This window comes from Halanaerobium sp. MA284_MarDTE_T2, from assembly GCF_003337245.1.
In the GTDB taxonomy this organism is placed as follows: Bacteria; Bacillota; Halanaerobiia; order Halanaerobiales; family Halanaerobiaceae; genus QPJE01.
In genome coordinates, this window is the sequence record NZ_QPJE01000013.1 from 25883 (window position 1) to 49454 (window position 23572).

Annotated in this window: 20 protein-coding genes and 1 riboswitch; of the genes, 6 read left to right on the plus strand and 14 right to left on the minus strand. The window is 34.3% G+C overall.

Going from position 1 to position 23572, the window contains the following annotated elements; translation table 11 throughout:
• Positions 1-127 precede the first annotated feature (127 nt).
• From DFR78_RS07270 to pdhA, 10 genes are all read right to left on the minus strand, one after another.
• Positions 128-1126, minus strand: coding sequence for a lipoate--protein ligase (locus DFR78_RS07270; RefSeq protein WP_114458179.1), 999 nt, complete (start codon positions 1124-1126; stop codon positions 128-130).
• Positions 1127-1144: 18 nt separating this feature from the next.
• Entirely contained in the window at positions 1145-1459 is a 315-nt protein-coding gene (locus DFR78_RS07275; protein ID WP_114458180.1) for a bh protein, read from the minus strand.
• Between the two features lie 169 nt (positions 1460-1628).
• A complete protein-coding gene (locus tag DFR78_RS07280) occupies positions 1629-2918 on the minus strand; it encodes an SAF domain-containing protein (RefSeq protein WP_114458181.1) in 1290 nt (429 codons plus the stop codon).
• 17 nt (positions 2919-2935) lie between these two features.
• Positions 2936-3301: a PTS glucitol/sorbitol transporter subunit IIA gene (locus DFR78_RS07285; RefSeq protein ID WP_114458182.1), complete on the minus strand. Its 366-nt coding sequence runs from the start codon at positions 3299-3301 to the stop codon at positions 2936-2938.
• Between the two features lie 141 nt (positions 3302-3442).
• Positions 3443-4456 (minus strand): PTS glucitol/sorbitol transporter subunit IIB, encoded by a 1014-nt coding sequence (locus DFR78_RS07290; protein WP_114458183.1) that lies wholly within the window; start codon positions 4454-4456, stop codon positions 3443-3445.
• 148 nt (positions 4457-4604) lie between these two features.
• On the minus strand, positions 4605-5141 hold the full coding sequence (locus DFR78_RS07295) for a PTS glucitol/sorbitol transporter subunit IIC (RefSeq protein ID WP_114458184.1): 537 nt from the start codon (positions 5139-5141) through the stop codon (positions 4605-4607).
• Positions 5142-5521: 380 nt separating this feature from the next.
• Positions 5522-5893, minus strand: a complete 372-nt coding sequence (locus DFR78_RS07300) for a transcriptional regulator GutM (RefSeq protein ID WP_114458185.1) — start codon at positions 5891-5893, stop codon at positions 5522-5524.
• 158 nt (positions 5894-6051) lie between these two features.
• Positions 6052-7305 (minus strand): dihydrolipoamide acetyltransferase family protein, encoded by a 1254-nt coding sequence (locus tag DFR78_RS07305; RefSeq protein ID WP_114458186.1) that lies wholly within the window; start codon positions 7303-7305, stop codon positions 6052-6054.
• A 46-nt stretch (positions 7306-7351) separates the two neighbouring features.
• Positions 7352-8326, minus strand: coding sequence for an alpha-ketoacid dehydrogenase subunit beta (locus DFR78_RS07310; protein ID WP_147267758.1), 975 nt, complete (start codon positions 8324-8326; stop codon positions 7352-7354).
• A complete protein-coding gene (gene pdhA, locus DFR78_RS07315; protein ID WP_114458188.1) occupies positions 8326-9303 on the minus strand; it encodes a pyruvate dehydrogenase (acetyl-transferring) E1 component subunit alpha in 978 nt (325 codons plus the stop codon). Before pdhA ends, DFR78_RS07310 begins: the two co-directional genes overlap by 1 nt.
• Before the next feature lie 382 nt (positions 9304-9685).
• Between pdhA and DFR78_RS07320 the strand changes: the two genes are divergently transcribed.
• The 6 genes from DFR78_RS07320 to DFR78_RS07345 all read left to right on the plus strand — a co-directional run bounded on the left by DFR78_RS07320 (position 9686) and on the right by DFR78_RS07345 (position 16710).
• Positions 9686-11689, plus strand: a complete 2004-nt coding sequence (locus DFR78_RS07320) for a BglG family transcription antiterminator (RefSeq protein WP_114458189.1) — start codon at positions 9686-9688, stop codon at positions 11687-11689.
• Positions 11690-11784: 95 nt separating this feature from the next.
• On the plus strand, positions 11785-12270 hold the full coding sequence (locus DFR78_RS07325) for a PTS sugar transporter subunit IIA (RefSeq protein ID WP_114458190.1): 486 nt from the start codon (positions 11785-11787) through the stop codon (positions 12268-12270).
• A gap of 67 nt (positions 12271-12337) precedes the next feature.
• The gene (locus DFR78_RS07330) at positions 12338-12625 is read left to right on the plus strand and encodes a PTS sugar transporter subunit IIB (protein ID WP_114458191.1); all 288 of its coding nucleotides are present in this window, start codon (positions 12338-12340) and stop codon (positions 12623-12625) included.
• Positions 12626-12643: 18 nt separating this feature from the next.
• Entirely contained in the window at positions 12644-13972 is a 1329-nt protein-coding gene (locus DFR78_RS07335) for a PTS galactitol transporter subunit IIC (RefSeq protein ID WP_114458192.1), read from the plus strand.
• Positions 13973-14161: 189 nt separating this feature from the next.
• A riboswitch (SAM riboswitch) is annotated at positions 14162-14266 on the plus strand.
• Between the two features lie 76 nt (positions 14267-14342).
• Positions 14343-15620 (plus strand): O-acetylhomoserine aminocarboxypropyltransferase/cysteine synthase family protein, encoded by a 1278-nt coding sequence (locus DFR78_RS07340; protein ID WP_114458193.1) that lies wholly within the window; start codon positions 14343-14345, stop codon positions 15618-15620.
• Between the two features lie 124 nt (positions 15621-15744).
• Positions 15745-16710: an omptin family outer membrane protease gene (locus DFR78_RS07345; RefSeq protein WP_114458194.1), complete on the plus strand. Its 966-nt coding sequence runs from the start codon at positions 15745-15747 to the stop codon at positions 16708-16710.
• A 15-nt stretch (positions 16711-16725) separates the two neighbouring features.
• Here the strand turns inward: DFR78_RS07345 and DFR78_RS07350 are convergent, their stop codons facing one another.
• The 4 genes from DFR78_RS07350 to DFR78_RS07365 all read right to left on the minus strand — a co-directional run bounded on the left by DFR78_RS07350 (position 16726) and on the right by DFR78_RS07365 (position 23460).
• Positions 16726-17958: a sensor domain-containing diguanylate cyclase gene (locus DFR78_RS07350; protein ID WP_114458195.1), complete on the minus strand. Its 1233-nt coding sequence runs from the start codon at positions 17956-17958 to the stop codon at positions 16726-16728.
• 461 nt (positions 17959-18419) lie between these two features.
• The gene (locus DFR78_RS07355; RefSeq protein ID WP_114458196.1) at positions 18420-20126 is read right to left on the minus strand and encodes a proline--tRNA ligase; all 1707 of its coding nucleotides are present in this window, start codon (positions 20124-20126) and stop codon (positions 18420-18422) included.
• A 215-nt stretch (positions 20127-20341) separates the two neighbouring features.
• Positions 20342-21442, minus strand: a complete 1101-nt coding sequence (locus DFR78_RS07360; protein ID WP_158531729.1) for a Xaa-Pro peptidase family protein — start codon at positions 21440-21442, stop codon at positions 20342-20344.
• Between the two features lie 614 nt (positions 21443-22056).
• On the minus strand, positions 22057-23460 hold the full coding sequence (locus tag DFR78_RS07365; protein WP_114458198.1) for a sodium:solute symporter: 1404 nt from the start codon (positions 23458-23460) through the stop codon (positions 22057-22059).
• Between the last annotated feature and the right edge of the window lie 112 nt (positions 23461-23572).

Genomic DNA, 23572 nt, shown 5'->3' on the forward strand with positions numbered 1-23572 from the left:
ACTCCATCCTGCAGTTCAACCCTATTTCTTCCTTCATTTCGTTAAGATTCATTGACTAAAAATTTCAATATTCCTGCATCTCCCTTTTTTGCAGCAGTATATAAAAAATGGGGAAAGTCTATAATATTTAAAAATCCCGTTTTTTTATCCAGTCTACCAGATCAGAAATCATCTCTTTATTACCTTTATCTTTTAGACCCTTTACAGTTTCAATAATATTTTCCTTGGTAAAGCGAACACCTTCCAGCACAGGACCCAGCTCTGCAAACAGTTCTGCTTCCATTGCATCAGAATAAACTTTTGCTTTTTCTATCACAGCATTAACAGAATTAAGCGCTATTTCTACTTCACCCCAGTCAAATCTGTTGGAAAATATTATATCAAATTCAGTAGTTTCTCCATATCTCCAGTCCCAGGAAGAATATTTTTCATAAAGATCTGCAATTTCTGGCATTTCTGAAGGTGTATAATGCAAAATTTCTTCTGGCTCTACATAAATACTGCTAAAACTTTTTTCCAGCTTTTCTTTAAGTGAGTCCAGATTAATTTTATCATTAATTTCTTTTAAATTAACAACTCTTGAACGTACAGATTCTATCCCTTTGGAAATAATCTTTTCTTTTGATACCTGCAGATATTCCACTAGAGATTTAATATCTGTATCCAGCAGTATTGTTCCATGATGATATGCTTTTTTACTGCCAAAATAAAAGGCATTACCGGAAAATTTCTTTTCACCAATTACAAGATCATTTCTGCCGGAAAATTCAGCATCAATTCCCAGTCCTTTTACTGCTTCCAGGATAACTGACAGCTGTTTTTTGAGATTATAACTATCTCTGTCCATCAAAAAAGTAAAGTTTAAATTACCCATGTCATGATAGACAGCTCCTCCTCCTGATAATCTTCGAGCAAGATATCCATCATTTTCTTCCTCCAGAAGGCTGCAGCGGCACTCCTTCCAGGCATTTTGATTTCTGCCTATTACAACTGTATTATCATTCTGCCACAGGTATAATATTATCTCATCATCATCAACACTGTTTAACAAATATTCTTCTAAAGCCAGGTTGTACCATGGATTAAATTCTTCTGAATAAATTATTTTAGATTTTTTAATACTCATAATACTCTCCTTTTTAAATTATTCTTCTTCCTCTAATATATCTTTAATGTCTTTTGCTATTCTGTAGGGTTTTGTAAGCAGCCTTTTGGGTAAAGAATATAAAATAGAAAATTTCTTCTCTTTAAGCTGTTTGCTCAGCTTAAAGGGCTCTGTCAGGATGTGTTCAACTGTGTCAACTGTATAGTGCTCCAGCAGTTCTTTTTTGTCAATTCCATGTGAGCTGCCGCATTTATTGCATTTTATTGTCTGAATTTCATCATTTATATAGGTTACTATATGGGGGGTTTCTTCATCACATTTTACACAGTATAATTCTGTTTCAACTTTTTCCATTAATCTAAAACACCTCCAGATTTAATCTTGTAAATTTAAAGCTGTTCAATTTTATTATAAGATAATATAATCAAAATAGCAATTGCAGATTGGAACAAAAACTTGGCAAAAAATATAGGTACCAGACACCGAGAAATTTTTTTAAGTGCCTGATACCTGCTTCATTTTTTTACAGCATCTTATCCTGAATCATTCTCAGCTGATAGATAATGGAATCTTTTTTAATTTCAACATCATCATAGGTTAAAAGATCACCTTTTTTAACATCTGTTTTCATTACAGCACCATGAGTCAGACCCAGGGGGAGGAGGTTTTTCTCTCTGGCAGTCTCAGCTTTTTCGATTGAACCGTGGACAGTAAAGCCGCCAATCCCATCAAGAGTTTCACCTGTTTTGAGATCCTTTTTAGCCACTGTTATTGTTTCACTGACCAGACCAAACTCTGGAGCAATTGCTGCCTCTCCCTTAATTACTGCTCTCGCTGCAGAGATTGGAGTTTCCAGACTAACCAGGTGATAAGGTCTGTAGAGTAGATAATTAGGTCCAGAACCCATCTTGGAGTAAGCAAAACTATCTTTAACTCGCTGATTATCAGAGGTTACTATAACAAATACCCCTGGTGCTACATTTCCAAGCGAATAATCGACTACTCCTTTGCTGTTCAGGATTCCACCCTGTTCTTTTAGAGAAAATTTTTGGGGAAGATCTTCTACATTGGTAGTTGGCCCATGCATGCCGACAACATCTGGTACAAGGCCTGTTGCATTGGAGACAGCTGCCATTTCTACCATCGTTTTTGTACCATCAACAAAGGTAGCCAGCATTCTAGGAGTAGTTCCCTTCTTTTCTGCCGTCTCTCGAACAGTATCCGGATTTGCATCAAGCTGAAGTGGATTGTTTTTACCTTTTCCGGCAGCTACTACTTCAAGTCCCATACTCTTTGCATAATCATATATTTCCATAATAGCTGCTGGCTCATCACCGGCTGCACCAGTATAGGTTACACCGGCCCTTTTGGCCATTTTATTAAGGATAGGTCCTATCACAACATCAGCTTCAACATTCATCATAACTATATCTTTACCATTCATAATGCTGTTTAATCCAACTTCAGCACCTACTTCTGGTACTCCTGTTGCATCTATTACTACATCAATATTATCCACTTCTGTCACTATATTGGAATCAGATGTAATTACTGCTTTGTCCTGCATAACTAAATCTTCTATTTCGGTTTTGCTACTGCTTTCTCTAATCTGGTTTCCATTTAATCCTGACAGTTTATATGCTGTTTGAGCATTTTCCAGATTAATGTCTACTACAACGGCAATATCTAGTCCCGGCATTGAAGAAGCCATACTCACAATATCGGTACCCATCTGACCGGCACCTACCAGAGCAACTTTGATCTTATTTCCCATACTTTCTCTCTTTTTTAACTCATTATAAAGTCTCATTATATCACCTTTTATTTAAATTATTTTTTGATTATCTTAATAATAGTTCCTTTTTTAATATCTGGCAGTGGAGATTTTTCTACATTAATATCTCCAGGAAGCTGTGCTTCATCTCTACCGTTAAATCTTAAAGTTGAATGTCCCAACCTGCTTATATTCTTATTAACTACTTCACCAACAGCGGTGATCTTATAATCGTTATCATCTATACTTATAATATCACCTGCTTCTATCTCACCCTTTAGCTCTGCTTCTGTATGAATAACAGAGATTTCGGCCAGTTCTGCAGGTGCATTATTATTAAAAAGAACTATTAAGTCCTGTTCCAAAAATTCGTCAACACCTTCACCTAATCCAGTAACTTCTACTTCATAGATTGTTTCCAAAATTATTCCTCCTCCTGTATAATTAAGTACAATAACAGCTTTAGAAAAAGTACTAGTATTGCTTTGTCTGCTGCTCTATATCAATAAACAAATTTTGCCTTTTGCTGTATTAGTATTAATAAGCATTAAGTATATTATCTCTTATGAATAGAGGCCAAAACTGGCAAAGTAGGCAATTATTGTTGCCGCTGGCCCTGTTATTACTCTGGAAATCAGTACAGCCGGAACTCCAATTTCCTGTGTTTCTGGTTCAGCTTCACCAAGACTTAAACCTACCGGAACAAAATCACAGCCAACCTGAGGATTAATAGCAAACAGAGCCGGCAGTGCAAATTGTGGCGGAATATTACCTTTTCCAATTTCTACACCTATCATAACACCAATAATCTGGGCAATTACTGCACCGGGTCCAAGAATAGGGGACAGAAACGGAAGTGATGCAATAATTGTTAATAATAGAAGTCCAGGTAGTGTACTTGCCAGTGGAGAAAGTGTATTAGCAATAAATTCTCCAAGTCCAGTAGCATTAATAATACCAATTATTGTTGCGATAAAGGCCATAAAAGGAATAATATTTTTTATCAGCTGATCTATTGTTTCACGTCCTGCCTGATAAAATATTCCTACTACTCCACCCATAGCTCTACCTATATTGGCAATAAATCCTGTTATACCACCCTTTTCTTCTTCAGCAGCAGCTTTTTTAGCATTAATATCTTCTTTTTCTTCTCCAGCTTCGGAAGCTCCTGCAGCTTCTACTTCACTTTCTACAACCTCTGATTCATCTTCTGCATACTCAATAGTACTTTCTTTTACTCCAGAAACATAAATATCTTCTTTTATAAATTTTGCAAGTGGCCCAACCTGTCCGGCCGGAGTTAAATTAACAGTAGGAATTCTTTTTTTCGGATAAACTCCTGCCCGTGCAGTACCACCACAGTCAATTACAACACACATAATCTTTTCTTCTGGAACACTATTTGTAAAAGCATCTATTGCCTCTGCTCCACTCATTTCAGCAATTTTTTTGGCAATCGGATCGATTCCACCACCGGTTATAGATGCAACTACATTTTTTTTATCTGTTGGTTTAAGGACAAGCGGCCCTCCCCAACCACTGCTGGAGCGATTAATTTTTACAGCTTTATAAGCCATTACTTTTCCTCCTTTTATGATTATATTAATCATAACTTTTTAGATTTTTAGTTTGTTTTGCTTAAATCCTGCCATTCCAGTCAAACAGTTCAGCTGTTTAGATGCTGTTTAACTGACCTGCCAAAACTTTTTTGGATTTAAAATAATATTAAAATCCTTCTAATTCTACACCTTCTCTGTTCATCATCCAGACAGTTATACGTTCAGTAACAAGACCTCTTATAAAGATTACTACCACACCAACTATAAAGTACCTTATAGCCAGAGCGCCAAGAGAAAATCCTGCTTCCTGAATACCGTTGGCAATTCCCATATAGACAAATAATTCAGCCGGATTGGCATGTGGAAAAAGACCCAGGATTGGATGAACAAATGAAACTGCTGCATCATAAAAAGCGGGCTTATATCTTTCGGGAAGAAAAGTTCCAAATGTATAAGCCATTGGATTGGTCAGGAAAAAGACAGCCATAATTGGAAGAAGTGTATAGCGGAGAATAATATTACCGCCAATTCTCTGGGCAAATTTATTTACCCTTTCTTCTCCAATCATGTTTTTAATAGCATAAACAGCTGTCATCAGAGCAACAAGAGTTGGAACTATCCCTGTAAGAAAACCAACAAATGTTTTACCACCTTCATTAAATAAACCTATAAACCATTCTGCAAAAACAGTTAATGCTTCCATTAATTTTAACACCTCCAAAATTTTTGTTAAAACTTAAATCATCAGCAAACTTTTTAACCTTTGCACCACCTCCATTTTAGATTTTCTTCAGTTTTATGAGTTATTATAAATCAAGTATAAAGATTGGAGTATTTTAGTCAGCTGGCTTTCTCTGTAAACAGTATATTAACCATTTAAAAACAAGTATTTTTAAAATATTTCTTCCAAGTCTAATTATTTATAATATTATGAATAAATTTTAATACAGAGTTTCAGAGTTAAATGAAGCAGATTTCTGGGCAGGTTTTATTCCGCATTTATGCTGTTCTGCTGTTTATAATGATTAACCTGTTTAAAATCCACTTCATTATTAATTATACTGTTAAAAATATGTTAAAAAATTAATCCTCACTCTGAAACTGTGATTTTAAATTTTCCACTGCTTTTTTTACCGCTTCTGTTTTAGCTTTATTTTTAAATTCTTTTTCTTCAAGCTCGGCTAAAGACTTGCCGATCAGCTCTTTGTCTTTTTTGAAGCGGGCAAATACTGTTATTCCACTCATTCTTTCGGCATCTATAATTGTTTTAGAATCATCACTTACCAGAAACACAATAGTGCCGGCACTCAGTTTTCGTGATACTTTACCAATACCAAGCTTTCCCTTCTTTTTTAATTCTCTTATTCTTTTGCGGTAGTTAGAAATCTGCAGGAATGTAAACAGTGCCTGCAGAATCCAGGCAATTATGATTAATATTATTACTCTTACCCACATAAAATTCACACCTTTTCTGGTTAAGTGATTTTATTAAATATATTTAAAGAAATTCCTATTTAAATTTATAGTATAGAAATTTCCTTTTTAAGCAGCCGCATTGAAATATATATTCACACACTAAAAAAGCTAATTCCCTGTTTTTTCCTTACAAGTGACTAAAACATGACTTTAGCCGGGAATTCCAGCAGATCTTTTATTTCTTTGAGAAATACTGCAGCTGGTGCACCTTCTACCAGCCTGTGGTCAAAGGCAAGGCTCAGCCACATCATTGGCTTAATTGTAATTTCATCATCTACGACAACAGGTTTTTTCTTTATTGTTCCAACTCCCAGTATTCCACTCTGAGGAGCATTGATAATCGGTGTAAATATTTCTGTGCCATACATACCCAGATTGCTTATAGTGAGAGAACCACCTGTTATTTCATCTGACTTAAGTTTGTTATTTCTGGCTTTTTCTATAAGTTCTTTTTTCTCTCTTACAATATCTTTTATATTTTTTGCTTCCAGATTTTTAAATACCGGAACTGTAAGCTTATCATCGACTGAAACTGCAAGTCCTATATTTACTCCCTCATTATGAACAACTTCTACATCATCTTCCATATATGCATTCATAATAGGATGTCTTTCCATTGCTGCAGCTACTATTTTAATCAGAAGATCGGTTATAGAAACTTTAAGCACATCATCTTTCTGCATCTGATTCCAGCTATCTTTAAGTTCAATTATTTTTTCCATATTTACTTCACTGGTTACTGTCACATGGGGTATATCTGTCCAGCTTTCTTTAACTTTTTTGGCACTGGACCTTCTAATACCACTTAATTTTTCTCTATAAGCTTTAATTTCTGTTCCTTTTTCCATTTCTGCTATATAGTTTTCGATATCTCTTACTTCTATTACATTATTTTCTCCTGTTGGTTCAACTTTACGCAGATCTATATTTTTCTCTTCAGCAATTCTTCTTACAGCAGGTACTGTTTTTACTTTATCTGTTATTATTTCATCTTTGACTTCTATGTCATTTTCTTTTGTCGACTGTTCTTTTTCTGCTGCAGGAGTTTTTTCAGTTTCTTCTGTTTTTTCTGCAGCTTCTTCTTTATCTTGCACTTCTGCTTCTTTTTCTGAGCCAGCTTCCTTATCAGCAATTAAGTCTTCAATATCTTCTCCTTCTTCACCAATATATCCAATTACTTCAGTGACAGGCACAACATCATCTGCATCATATATTTTTTTGAGCAGAACACCAGATGCAGGAGCTTCAATCTCAAAATTTGTTTTATCACTGAGAACTTCTAATATTACTTCACCCTCTTCAACTGCATCACCTTCATCAACCAGCCAGTTAACAATCTGACCTTCTTCCATGGTCATGCTGAGTTTGGGCATAATCAGCTCTTCTGCCATAATATTTATACCTCCTTATAAGTCCATACTTACTTATATACTTATGTTATTTAGTTAATTTCATTACAGCATCAATAATTTTTTCTTCACTTGGAATAAATTCTGCCTCTAACACTGGAGAAAATGGTACCGGAGTATTTGGACCTGTAACTCTCTTAATTGGCTTTTCCAGATAATAGAATGCTTCACTGTCAGAAATTCTTGCCGCTATATCTCCACCAACTCCACCTCTCCTTGGAGCTTCGTGAACTATAACTACTTTACCAGTTTTACTTACAGACTTAACAATACTTTCCATATCAAGTGGAACCAGTGTTCTTGGATCTAGTACCTCTGCATCCACTCCTTTTTCTGCAAGTGTTTCAGCAGCATTTAATGCTTTAAATACCATATGAGAAGTCGCTATTATAGTTACATCTTTTCCTTCTCTTTTTATATCTGCTTTTCCAAATGGAATAGTATATTCCTCTTCGGGAACTTCGCCTTTTTCGCCATAACCTTTTTTATGTTCTACAAACATGACAGGATTATCATCTCTAATGGCTGTTTTGAGTAATCCTTTTAGATCATATGGTGTAGAAGGCATTACAACTTTGAGTCCTGGAATATGATAAAGCAGTGCTTCCAGGCTCTGAGTATGCTGAGCTCCAGCTTCTGCTGCTCCGGCCGGCATCCTCATTACAAATGGTGCATTCTGCTGGCCGCCAAACATATAATGAATTTTTGCCCCCTGATTCATAAGCTGATCAGAAGCTATTGTAACAAAATCCATAAACATTATTTCTGCTACCGGGCGCATCCCCAGCAGTGATGCTCCAACAGCTGCCCCTGCTATTGCGGCTTCGGAGATAGGAGTATCTCTAACTCTTTCCTCACCAAATTCTTCTATTAAATTACCTGTAACACCAAAAGCACCACCATAAACTCCAACATCTTCACCTATTATAAAGACATTTTCGTCTCTCTGCATCTCTTCACGCAGTGCTTCTCTTACTGCTTCTCTTCCTGTTATAACTCTCATTATAATTCCACCTCCCTATCTACATATACATCATCAAATATTTCGTCTTTGTCCGGATATGGACTTTCTTTTGCAAATTCTACTGCTTCTTTTACTTCAGCATCAACTTCATTTTTAATCTCTTTTATTTTATCTTCATCGAGCAAATTCTGTTCGATGAGTATTTGTTCAAAATCAGCGATTGGATCTCTTTGTTTCCATTCTTCTTCTTCTTCCTTTGTTCTATAAACCTTGGCATCACTCTTAGAATGACCTTTCCAGCGATATGTCTCTGACACTATCAGGCTGGGGCCGCCGCCATTTCTTGCTTTCTTAGCAGCTTCTAAAACTGTATCATATACTTCTAGAGCTTTATTTCCATCTACTCTAACACCTGGTATACCATAGGCTTCCCCTCTTTTAGCCAGATCTTTAATCTTAAATGCTTTTTCTATTGAAGTTGACATTCCATACTGATTATTTTCACAGAGAAATACTACTGGAAGATTCCAGGCTGCTGCCAGGTTTGTAGCTTCATGAAAAGCCCCCTGATTCATGGCTCCATCACCAAAAAAGTTAAGTACAACTTCATCGCGGTTCTGCATCTTAAGTGCCAGAGCAGCTCCAACAGCTATTGGAATACCTCCCCCAACAATACCATTTGCCCCCAAATTATTTGTACTGGTATCAATAATGTGTAAAGAACCGCCTTTACCTTTACAGGCTCCAGTTCTTTTTCCGAACAGCTCCGCCATCATTTCCTTAATATCAGATCCCTTTGCAATAGCATGACCATGACCTCGGTGGGTACTGCTTATATAATCTTCATCTTTTAAAGCATTAATTGCTCCCACTGCGGTAGCTTCCTCACCTATATAAAGGTGAGTTGTCCCGGTAATATCACCTCTGGAAATAAACTGATCTACTTTTCTTTCAAACTGTCTAATTCTCCACATGTCTCTGTACATCTTTAATTTTTTCGCTTCAGACAATTCCATTGCCTTCACCTCCACGCGTTATTAACTTATTTTTTTACATTTGTTCTATTTTATATCTTTTGTAAATTAAATGCATCTTAATGGTACCATCAGAAATTAGGTCTGTCAAGGTAAATCTGATAATTTTTCTTAAAATTTTTTCTATTCTTAATTGTGCTTATAATCACTTGTACCGGGTACAAAACAGGGGGTTTTGTACCCGGTACTAATTAATGATTAACAATTATAAAATCCTTCCACATTAATCTGGAAATATCATCCGAGTTATTTCATTGTTTTAAAAAATCTCCTGTGATAATATTAAACTTGGAATAATACTTTTAATAATAGTAATATAGAGAAAAGTAAGATAATTTTGCAAGATATGGAGGTTTGACCATTAATGCAGTTAACATATGAAAGATTAAATAAGATTATATACCTTCTTCTTCAATCAGATTCTCCTATTACTATACAGGCTCTGGCCGATAAATTGACTATATCACGTCGCACAGTCCGAAAAGATCTCAAAGAACTGCAGAAATTTTTGGACAAAAAAGGATTTAAACTTATTAAAAAACCAAATGTTGGTGTCTGGCTTGAGCTCGACGATAATGAAATGGAGCTGCTTCAAAATGAACTGCTGGATAATCTCAAAAACAGCAAACAGCTCACACCAAAACAAAGACAGAACTATATTCTTAAACTTATTTTTGAAAATAGTGATTATAATGTCAGCGATCTATCCAGAGAGCTGTATGTTTCTGATGCAACTATTTATAAAGATCTGAAAGATATTAGAGACTGGTTAAAAAAATACAATCTGCAGCTTATAAAAAATGAAAATGGATTAAATATAGAAGGAAAGGAAAAAAACTGGCGCAAGTTTACTGCAGAACTGCTGGTAAAGGTTCAAAATGAAAGTATTTTAAATAACTTTTTGAACATAAATGATGATAATTCGCGCATTGATCAATCAGTTTACAGATCTTTAAAAGATCTTTTTACAGATGTAAATATGGACAGGCTGATTGAAGTTTTAGAAAATATTTTAATTGAAGTGGAAAATGAACTTGATTTTTCCTTTACAGATCAGACCTTTAATGGGCTAATTATACACACTGCCATCAGTATAGAAAGATTAAAAGCCAATAAAAATATTGTGATGGATAAAGACAGTTTAAACAGCTTAAAAAACAAAGAAGAATACAGAATTGCAAAGTTTATTGCCAAAAAAATAAATAAAGAGCTTGATATTAGCCTTCCTGATTCGGAGATTGGATATATGTGCCTGCACATACTTGGCTCTAAATCTTTAAAAAATGTTGATACAGATAACCTGGATGATCTGCTCAAAACTGTTGACCCGGAAATTATAGAAACTGCCAGCAGTATTATAGAAATGTCAGAGGATATTTTGAATGTCAGCCTGCAGAATGATAGAAAACTGTTTACAGGTCTTATTCTTCATTTGAGACCAGCTGTCAACCGACTTAGATATGGTCTAAGTCTGCGTAATCCGCTGTTGGAAAATATAAAGAAAAATTATCCCAATGTTTTTGGAGCGGCATGGGCTACCAGTATTATTTTTAAGGAAAAACTAGATCTGCAGATTAAAGAAGAGGAAGTAGCATATATTGCACTACATCTGGGAGCAGCATTGGAAAGAAGAAAAAGGACTGTCAATCTGCTGCTTGTATGTGGAAGTGGTATTGGTACAGCACAGCTTTTAGCTTCCAAACTGCAGGAAAACTTTGTTAATATCAATATCAGTGATTCGATATCACTGCACAGCCTAAAAAATTATAATTTAACCAGTATTGATTTAATTATTAGTACTGTACCAGTAAAAATTGAAGAAAAGCCTTTTATACAGGTCAATCCTCTTCTGCTGGAAGAAGATATCAAAAAGATTAAAGGTGAACTAACTCAGTTTAAAAACAGCCTGAGTTTTAATACATATGCAGAAATAGACAACTCTTTATTTGACAAAGATTTAATTTTTCCTGATTTAAATATTAATTCAAAAGAAGAACTTCTTAATTTCTTAATTAATAAGCTTGTACAAAAAGGAATTGTTAAAAAAAATTTCAGCCAGTCTGTTTTTGCAAGAGAAGAACTTACATCCACAGAAATAACAAAGGGTATGGCCATTCCACATGGTGATAACGAATTTGTGCTGAGATCACGTGTTGCAGTTGCCATACTCCAAAAAGGAATCAAATGGAGTGATGATTCTAAAAATGTTAATATTATATTTCTGCTTGCCTTAAAAGATAAAGCCAAAGCTAAAAAATTTTTTAGAGTCTTTAATCTTCTGGTAAAAGATGAACAATTTTTTGATAACTTAATTAGGGCAGATTCTGTAGATCAGATATACAGCCAGTTATCTAAAAACACTCTTTAGTTTAATTATATTAAATTTCTGTCTCGACAATTATAAAAAATTTTTATTCCACAATTTTATCACTATATTATTTATCAAAAAGGGAGATGTAATTTATGAAAAAAAATTCTACATTACTGAATATTGATAATATGGTCAAAAAAGATTTAATACTTATAAATGATCACTCTAAAACAAAGGAAGAGCTGTTCAAAAAAGTGTCCAATATTTTAATGAAAAAAAATATCGTTAAAGAAAGCTATTATAATGCACTGCTTGAAAGAGAAGCTGTTTTTCCAACAGGTATAAATACAGAACCAATAAATGTTGCCATACCACATACAGACAATAAACATATCAAAAAAGCTTCTTTAATGGTGGTAAAGATGGCTGAACCTATCACTTTTAAGCAGATGGATGATCCAAATAAAGAAGTGAATGTTGAAGTCCTATTCTTTTTACTTATAGACGAAAAGGAAAAGCAGAGCAAATTTTTAAGCAAACTTATTATGGCTTTTCAGAATTCTGACTTTTTAAAATCTATCAAAAAGTCTGATGATAAGCATGAAATACTTAATTTAGTTAAAACAAATTTGCAGTAGATTTTAATTTTACAGTGGTTAATTTAATTTTTAGCAAATTCTTATTAAAAAAAGGGGGTGAATACCAGTGAAAAAAAATATTTTACTTGTCTGTGGTACCGGTATTGCAACATCAACTGTAGTGGGAGAAAAAATTAAAGAAATTGCGAAGGAAAATAATTTTGATGTCAATATCAATCAGGTTAAAGTTACAGAAGCCAAAAGCCATCTTAAAGATAATAAAGTGGATCTGCTAATTGCTACAACTCAACTTCCATTTGAAGTTGATGTTCCTTATGTAAAAGGTCTTCCTTTTATTAGCGGAGTTGGAGAAGAAGAAGTAATAGAAGAAGTTAAAAATATATTAAAGGACTAGAGTAAAGGAGGAAATATAATGCAAGCTGCTATTCAATATTTACTTAATCTGGGAGCACAAGTTTTTCTGCCAATTATAATCTTTATTATGGGACTAATTTTTAAACAAAAACCCGGAAAAGCTTTTAAGTCTGGATTATTAATAGGTATCGGCTTTGTTGGTATTAACCTTGTACTTAATTTACTGGTGAGCAACCTTGGACCTGCAGCAAAAGCTATGATCGACAATTTTGGGATCTCTCTCAATATTATTGATGTAGGCTGGCCCGCTTCTGCAGCAATAGCTTATGGTACAAAGGTTGGCGCTTTTGTTATACCAATTGTGCTTCTGGTCAATGTTGTTATGATTTTCTTTAAGCTTACTAAAACCTTAAATGTTGATATCTGGAACTACTGGCACTTTGCTTTTACCGGTTCCCTGGTAGCTGCTGTTACTAACAGTCTGACCTGGGGACTTATTACTGCTGCCCTCAATGCAGCAATTGTTCTTGTTCTGGCTGACTGGACAGCTCCCATGGTGCAGAAATTCTACAACATACCTAATATATCTCTGCCACATGGATTTTCTGCAGCATATGTACCAATTGCAATACCTTTAAATGCCATGATAGATAAAATACCTGTAATAAATGATATTGAACTTGATCCGGAAACAATACAGGAAAAATTTGGTGTTTTTGGTGAACCAATCTTTATGGGACTTGTATTAGGGATTATTGTCGGAATGCTTGCCCAATACAGCATTCCCCAAATTTTGAATCTTGGTGTTACAATGGCCGCCGTTATGCTTCTTTTCCCCAGAGTGGTAAAAATTCTTATGGAAGGTCTGACACCTCTATCTGAATCAGCTAAAAAATATATGCGCGAAAAGTTCCAGGACAGAGAATTTTATATTGGACTTGACTCCGCAATTGCAATAGGGCATCCAAGTGCTATTTCTACAGCTCTTATCCTGGTTCCACTGACAATCTTTTTAGCTGTAATTATACCTGGTAATGGTGTGCTTCCATTTGGAGATCTGGCCACACTGCCATTTATGGTGGTCATGATTATCCCGATTACAAAAGGTAATATATTTAGATCTACTTTAATCGGAGCTATTATCATCGGAGTTGGGCTGCTGATAGCTACCAACCTGGCACCAATGATTACATCTGCAGCTAAAACAACTTCTTTTGAATTCCCAGAAGGAGCCAATATTATCTCCAGTATCTGTGATGGTGGTAATCCTCTTACCTGGTTGATAGTTAAATTCATGAACCTGGGTGTAATTGGTGTTGGAATAATTGCAATAGCTGTTGTTGGATTTGGATATTATATATATAGAAATAAAGGTGCTGCCGCGTAAAATATATGTGTTATAGATTATCATACAATTACAGCAGATGTCAGATATCTGAATTTAACAGGTGTCTGGCATCTAACTGTGTGTACCAGGTACAAAAAGACCTTTTTGTACCTGGTACAAGTGATATTTTGCACAAAATTAATTCTTGACAAGATAAATAAACTATGTTAAAGTATTAAAAAACAAATAAACTTATCAAGAGTGGTGGAGGGACTGGCCCTTTGAAGCCCGGCAACCAGCAGTCTATATACTGCCCGGTGCTAATTCCAGATGGATTATTCCTGAAGATAAGGAGTACGTAATTTATCCCACTTCTACTTTTAGGAGCTGGGATTTTTGTTTTTAAAATAATATTCAGGAGGGAAATTAAATGAGTTTAGAATTTGATACTTTAGCGGTACATGCAGGTTATAACCCGGGAGATAACAAAAAATCAGCTACTCTCCCCATTTATCAGACATCATCTTACTTATTTGAAAACACAGAACATGCAGCAGATCTTTTTGCTCTAAAAGAAAGTGGAAATATTTACACAAGAATTCAGAATCCTACCAATTCGGTTCTAGAAGAAAGAATTGCAGCTTTAGAAGGTGGGGTCGGTGCTTTAGCACTTTCTTCAGGACAGGCAGCAGAAGTTGTTGCTCTCTTAACTATCTGTAATCAGGGAGACCATATTGTAAGTGGGAGTGCAATCTATGGTGGAACCCATAATCTATTTAAACATACTTTTAAAAAGATGGGTATAGATGTAAACTTTGTTGATACAGAAGATCCAAAAAGCTTTGAAAAAGCAGTCAGAGATAATACAAAAGCTTTTTACTTAGAAACTATCGGAAATCCATCTCTGACTGTACCTGATTTAGAAGAAATAGCAGAAATTGCTCATCAGAATGGTTTACCGCTGATAGTGGACAATACTCTTGCCTCACCATACCTCTGCAGGCCTTTTAAATATGGAGCAGATATTGTTCTTCATTCTACAACAAAATATATTTCCGGTAATGGTAATTCTATCGGTGGTGTAATAGTTGACAGCGGTAATTTTGACTGGAATACCGGAAGATTTCCGGGGTTGGTAGAACCAGATCCCAGCTACCATGGAATAAAATTTCAGGAAGAGTTTGGAGAGGCTGCCTATATCATTAAAGCAAGAGTACAGCTGCTGAGAGATTTGGGAAGTGCACCCAGTCCATTTAATTCTTTTTTAACCGCAGCCGGTTTGGAAACATTGAGCCTCAGGATGGAAAAACATTCGCAAAATGCACTTAAGACAGCAGAATTTCTGCAGGCAGATGATAGAGTTGAATGGGTCAGCTATCCAGGTCTTAAAAATCACAGCACACATGAAAATGCAAAAAAATATTTAAGTAATGGTTATGGTGGTATGATTGCATTTGGTGTAAAAGGTGGTAAAAAGGCAGCTGAAAAGTTTATCAATAACTTAGAACTATTTCTACATGTCGCCAATCTGGGAGATACAAGATCACTTGCCATTCATCCGGCAAGTACAACTCATCAGCAGCTTAATGAAGAAGATCTAAAAAAGACCGGTATCTCTCCGAATTTAATTAGACTTTCTATTGGAATTGAAGATATTAAAGATATTAAAGCTGATCTGGATCAAGCAATAGAAAAATCACGGAACTAATTATTTTTCTTTGAATTAGAAAATTATTAAGTGATATCTGCAGGAATTAGTTTAAAATACGTGAATTATATAAATAGATATATTTTTTCATAATTTGTAAAATTTATTATTGAGGTGAAAATTAATGAAAAATAAGATTATCATTTATATGATTCTTTTCCTGCTTTTATTTTCTTTTACCACTGCAGCTTCTGCAGAAGATCTCACTCACGAATTTGATCTAAGCATTGGAACTCTGAATGGTTATACTGAATATGAGATTGGAGCTATCGATTCTGATATTTCTTCAGGATATACTTTTAGAAGTCTGCTTGAATTTCCATTAGATGTAGAGATGATTAACATAAGCTACAGAAATAATTTAAACATTCAATCTTTAAATATTGGTGGTATAGAATTTGATATTGCAAAAAATATCAATGATGATGCGGGGACTTTTAAGGATTCTGACTGGTTAGCAGCAACAGGAATACATGTGAAGGATATTATAGGCAAGTCTTCTACAGAAGTTGAAGATATAACTAAGTGGAATTTAAAAATTAAAGCACCTTGGAACTCAGCAGGGTATAACTGGGAATATTCCATAAATGTTGGATTTAAACAAGATAAATATGATTTAGTGACATATGATCTGAACCAGACTACTTTAACAAACATCTCTAATTATTATCCAACTATATTTCCTCCTAAAGGAACAGTGCAGAAAGTAGCAGGAGATAATATTACTTATAAAGCAACCTATGATATTCCTTATGTAGGTGTGGAATTCCAAAATAACCTCAATAATTTGAATTTAGAATTTGTTATTAATTACTCAAACTGGGTTGATATGGAAGATGAAGATCGTCATCTTCTTCGAAATTTAAGCGCTAAAGGAAAAGGTGAGGGAAGTTCTCTGATGATTGGCGGAAAAGCAAGCTACAAATTAGGACCTGCTGCAGATATATTTCTCAATATAGATTACAATAAAACAGAAGTTGATGGAAGCCAGAAACAATATTTTTCAGATGGAAGTTTTGCAGAAGGTATTGATTATAAAGCTGAACAGGAATATACACAGTATATGGCAGGAATTACATGGAAGTTTTAATTTTTTTCTTAAAATCTACTTTCGTCCTTTATTAATATACATTTTCTGATCGGCTTCATTAAAAATCTCATCCAGACTTTGAGAACTGTTCTTTAAAACAGAAGCACCCAGCGAAATGGAAAGTTCCTGGGGCAGATCATTTTGCTGATTAAACTTATCAATATTTTCTCTGATCCGCTGACAGTATTTATGAACTGATTCAGCATCTGTTTTAGGCAGAATTACAGCAAACTCATCACCACCAATTCTAGCTGCTACATCCTCACTTCTGCTGGTATTTTTAAGTATTTGAGCAGTACTCATGATAAATTTATCTCCCATTTTATGACCATAGGCATCATTTATCTTTTTTAATCCATCTAAATCTCCAATCACCACAGCAACTGGTAGCTTGCGGGAAGATTCCAGCCTTTCCAGCTCATTTTTAAAATATCTTCTATTATATAAACCGGTCATTTCATCATGAAAAGAAAGAAACCTTATTTCTCTCTCCTTTTTCTTGCGCTGACTGATATCTGTATAAAGAGCATATATTCCAATCTGACCATTGCTTAAATTAATTGGAAATCCCTGAAGAAAAACATCTATTTTTTTACCATCTTTACTTTTTCTAACAGTTTCACCTGTAACTTTTTCTCCTTTTTTTATTTTTTCAGTATAATATCTACCTGTACTTTCTATTTCCTCAGGAAGCAGAAAATCATCAAGATTGTATCCCTTAATCTCTTCTTCAGTATAACCAAATATTTCTTCAAACTTTTTATTAACCTTAATTACACAGTGATTTTTATCCATTAGAGAAATTGCCTCTGTTGAATTATTAAAAAGCTGCTCAAAATAGATTTTTTGTTCTTTTAACTTCTGCTCAGTCTCCTTTAATTTAGTGATATTGCGGATAGAAGCTACTACTACCTTGCCCATTATATGTTCAGGCTCAACAGCTGAAAAAAGAGCATTAAAGTATTTTTGCCTGCCATCAAGCAAAAGACTATATTCAAATTTTTTAACTTCACCTTTTTTAAAGTTAGATCTGCAGATGTTGATAAATTTTTCTGCTTCAGCCGCTGGTAATATATCCCGAACATTTTCCCCAACAAGGTTCTTCTTCTGATCAACTAAATCATCAGAATTTGAAGTTAGAATATTCAGATAATTCCCCTTGCTGTCCATCAAAATAATTATTTCCGGCAGTGCTCTCAAAATAGTATCTAAATATTTGGAGTTTAATTTTTCAATATCAATGTTCATAACTTAATCTACCTCCTCCCTTATCAATTATCATTAACAGATATTGAATTTTTAAAAACAGCAGTTAAATTGTCTCCTCTCACATCTAAACCTATTTTTTATTCAGCTCTTCAACTGAAAATACTTTACTCCTGCATACTCTCTGTAAAAACAGTGACAAATATTATTTTTATCTAAAATAGCCAATAAATTGGCTGTTTGAAATTTAATCTATATGTAATTAAAAGCTCCATCTAAATCTTGTTTTTGATTTAGGAAGAGAGGTTCATACCTTAATTTTTGCTGATGATAATCTCCGTATAGCCGGTTAATTTATAATTATATTGTATATTATTTATAAAATATTATCAATTATCAGCTGATAAAATATCTAAGTTTTTTTGATATTATTTTTGAAAACTTAAAATAATCCTGCTGAACTGGTCCCAGCAGGATTATTCCTTTTACATCTCAAAGATGATTTAACTTAAATCAGCAAGCAACTCTTTAATTTTAGCTGTTTCATCACCAGTACTGATAGTAAATTCTTTACCTGTTTGTCGGTATTTAACTTCTAATTTTCCAGCTGATAAAGAACGTTCGCCAATTGTTATTCTAATTGGACAACCGATCAGATCAGCATCATTAAATTTAACTCCTGCTCGTTCATTACGATCATCTAATAAAACTTCAATTCCCTCATTATTCAACTGCTTATAGAGATCTTCTGTTTTAGCTATTACTTCTTCACTTTCACCAAGTTGTAATAAATGAACCTGATAGGGTGCAAGAGCAAGCGGCCATTTTATACCATATTCGTCATAGTTTTGCTCAATTGCAGCAGCAATTGTTCTGGTAATTCCAATTCCATAACAGCCCATTTCCATCATCTGAGATTTGCCATCTTCATCTAGATAAGTTGCATTAAAAACTTCACTATATTTAGTTCCTAATTTAAAAATCTGACCAACTTCTATTCCTTCAGCAAATTTCAGTTTACCTCCACAATGCACACATTCTTCGCCCTCTTTGACTTTGCGAATATCAAAAGTTTCCTCTAAATCAAGATCACGAGAAAAATTAAAATGAATAAAATGTTGATCTGCTTCATTAGCACCAATTACTCCATCAACAATTTTACTAACAGAATGATCAGCAATAATTTTCACTTCTCCAATATTAACAGGGCCAGTAAATCCTTTAACCGTATTTAATTCCTCATAAACCTGATCACCAGCCAATTCCAGGTTGACAACACCTAATAGATTAGCTAGTTTAACTTCATTTACTTCATAGTCACCTCTAATTAAAGCTAGAACAATTTCACCCCGTTGAGTTTCATAAAGAACAGATTTTACAATCTGTTTAATTTCTAACTCTAAAAATTCTGCTACCTGATCAATTGTTTTGGCAGCAGGGGTTGATACTGCAGACAGCTCCGCATCACCAGCAGTTTCTTCTTTAAGATCCAGCACTGATTCGGCCAGGTCTAAGTTAGCAGCATAATCACAGCTATCACAATAGACAATAGTATCTTCACCAACTTCGGCCAAAACCATAAATTCATGAGAATTATCTCCTCCAATTGGTCCACTATCAGCCAAAATTGTGCGGTACTTAAGACCACAGCGATCATAAATTTTACAATAAGCATCATACATTTTCTGATAGCTTTGATCAAGACCTGCTTGATCACGGTCAAAACTATAGGCATCTTTCATAATAAATTCTCGACCTCTCAGCACTCCAAATCTGGGTCTAATCTCATCCCTATATTTAGTCTGAATTTGATAAAGATTTAAAGGTAAATCTTTATAAGACCTAATTTCATCTCTAACCAGATCAGTTACTACCTCTTCGTGAGTTGGTCCCAGACAAAAATCCCGGTTATGTCTATCTTTTAACTTCATTAATTCTGGGCCGTAGTCATCAAACCGTTTCGACTCTTTCCAGAGAGCAGCTGGCTGTAGAGCTGGCATTAAAAGCTCCTGAGCTCCCGCTCTATTCATTTCTTCCCTAACAATTTGTTCAAACTTTCTGATCACATTATAACCCAACGGTAAGTAGGTATAAATACCTGAAGTCAATTTACGCATCAGGCCTGCTCTAAGCATAAGCTGATGACTAACAATTTCTGCATCAGCTGGAGTTTCTTTTAAAGTAGGTATGTACATTTTTGACATTTTCATAAAAAATCCCCCTTTCATATTCTCGTTACGTCAAATCTAATAGTTTTTAAAAAATATTGATAATATCACAGCTGTTAGGAAATATCATAAATTATAATTTCTATAACTTTTTCTAGATTCCTGCTAAAACAGCTTGTAAATTTATTTAATGTAGCTGTATCAGGAAAATTTATTTGCCCGAAACCAGCACTGCTGTTAAATAATTAATCTATTATTTATTTTATTACTATCATTTCTTTATTATAATTATTTAATTTTTGTCCTTTTCCATCTTCAATTAAAATTATATCTTCCACTCTCATACCAAATTTACCAGGTATATAGATTCCTGGTTCAACACTAAAAGCCATACCATCTTTCAATTCCAATTTATTCCCATTTTTAATAAATGGGCCTTCATGAACTGCTCTACCAATACCATGTCCGGTCCTGTTTATAAAGTTCTCACCATATCCTGCTTCTTCAATAATATTTCTTGCGGCTAAATCTACTTCTTCAGCTGTAGAACCAACATTGGCTGCTTTTTCTGCTTTTCTGTTTGCCTTTAACACAATCTCATAAACCTTTTTCATTTCTTCAGTAGGTTCTCCAACAAATACAGTTCTAGACATATCAGAACAGTATCCCTTATACTTACAGCCAAAATCCAAAACTATTACATCCTGTTTTTCAATTACTCTTTTGTCGTTATTATAATGAGGCTTAGAACTATTTGGACCGGATGCTACTATTGTTTCAAAAGATAGTGATTCACCTCCATGTTCTAACAGTAATTCTTTTATTTTTTCTTTTATATCTCTTTCTGTTATGCCAGGCTTTATAAACTCAACAATATCTGCAGCTGCTTTATCAGCAATCGCTCCAGCTTTTTTTAAATATTTTCTTTCAGTTTTATCTTTTATCATTCTGATCTGTGAAACGAAATCCTGACCTGAAATAAAATTAGAATTCAATTCTTTTTTCATTTCTAACATTTCAACTGCTGTTACTGCCTGGTTAACTGCAATCACTTTATTTCTTAAATCATACTTTTTATCAGCTTCTTTAAAAGCTTTTAAAAAACCTTCGCCATCTCCCCACTGATATATATCTTCCTCTTCACCTAAAACTTCTCTTGTTTCTTCATAATAAAGTTCTGGACTTATGTAAAAATGCTGTCCATTGTTTAAAACTACTAACCCCTTAAATCGTTCGCCTTCCCAAGAATTTATTCGTGCAAAATATTCCAAATCAGTGTCTGCGCCAATAATTAAGAAATCTACATCATTTTCCTTCATTACTTCTGCCAGCTTATCGATCTTTTTCTGCCAAACCATAAATAATATCCTCCCCATATAATATACATTGAACTTAAAATAATAACTTAGATTACTGGACTTTCCCCATTTTTTATATACTGCTACAAAAAGGGGAGATGCAGGAATATTGAAATTTTTAGTCAATGAATCTTAACGAAATGAAGGAAGAAATAGGGTTGAACTGCAGGATGGAGTGAGCTAATCATGAGTCAGTAGGACTCATTGATTAGTGTGCCCTATTTCACACCCGAATTGAGTTTTAGCTAAATCTAAAAATTTCGTTGATGACTAAAGCCCCCTTTTTGCAGCTTGAAAATAAATTTTGGGGAAACTCCTACTTAGATTACCTTTGATTTAAAATCAACAATAAAACTAAATAATTTTACTAACACCGCATAAAAATATCATAAAAACCACATTTAATCATATTAAATTGAGTGGTTCTGGAAAAAGAGATTCTAATTTCTACAAAACAATCTCGACCATAAATATCATTGATGCTCATCTGCCTCCATGGTTTTAAGTAATTATTTCTGGGCTGATTTTAGATCAATCAAAACAGGAATCAAAATAAATATTCGCATCATTTATGATAGAGAAATTATGCAATGCTAGAGAAATAATTTAAAACATTATGCATTTTCAGCTTCTAAAAAATTAACCTGGTCCTGTGTAGCTAAACTTACGATTATCAATACCACTATTGCCAATGGACCTGCTATCACAATACTATTTAATCCAAATGGGGTACCCAATAAAACATCCCAGATTAACACAGTAGCTCCTCCAGAGATTATAGATGCTAATCCTCCGGGCTTAGATGCTTTTTTCCAGAAAAGAGCTGCCAGCAGTGATGGAGTAATTGCTGCTCCATACATTGAATAAGCGTACATCTGCATACTCAAAATATTTGGGAAAAATGTTCCCATTACTAATGCAGCCACCGCCAGAATAAATATAGTTATTCTCATAGCAACTAATTTTCCTTTATCTGAAATATTTGGTTTAAAAAAATTTATGTAGAGATCATATACTATATTTGTCGAAGCAGAGAGCAAGTAAGAATTAGCTGTGGTAACAAAAAGTGCTATAGAACATGCAATTATTAATCCACCAACCACGAGTGGTAATCCCATTGCCACCTGAAAAAATGCTGTATCAGGATTAGCTAATCCTGGATATAATACTATTGCCATTACTACCATAGCGATTATTAAAATATCTAATAACAGTGCCAGACCAAACAGGCCAAAACCTGATTTATTTGCTTCTTCAGGGTCTTTGGCTGCTCCAAAACGCTGATAGAGATTTTGTTCTCCTAAAACAAGAAATATTGTAGGAAGCATATACCCTATAAGCTGAATATTTGAAAGCCCACCAGTAACTGTAGTTTTTTCTGCGGGTATTGAAGCAATTATTTCAGAAATACCACCGGCCTGACTGACTGCTATGGGAAGGCCAATTAAAATTGCTCCAAATATCAGCAGAGTACCTATTGCATCTGTATATGCTACTGAGACAAGTCCACCTACCATAGCAAGAAATACTATAACAGCAGCACTGATAAGAGTACCTACCTGCACACTCATACCGGTAACAATATTTAATATATAGCCGCCAGCTTTAAATTGATAGGATACTATTCCAACATATGCAAGTATTATACAGACTGCCACAAGAACTTTAGCTAAAACTCCATATTTTTTTTCAATCAATTCTGGCAGAGTATAGTTAACTTTTTCACGAATTCTTTTAGCTAAAAATAAAGCTATCAATAATAATCCCACTGGTTCACCAATTAAATGAATCATACCGGCTATTGGTCCACGCTCATAAATAAAATTAGCGGTCCCAGTAATCATACCACTACCCATCCAAGTAGCCAGTAAAGTACCAACTAAAACTGGAAATGGGAGAGAACGACCAGCTCTAACAAAACTATCACTATCTGTGATATATTTTTTGTTCAAATAAACTCCATAAAGAGAAATACCGATCAAATAAGCAAAAATAAAAATCAAATATTGTGTTTTCATTTTTTCATCTCCTCAGATAATGTTTTGATTAATATTAAAATTTTAATATTAAACAACCAACAAAATATATGCCTATAAATTATTAACATTACCCCCTTTTTATTGATATGTA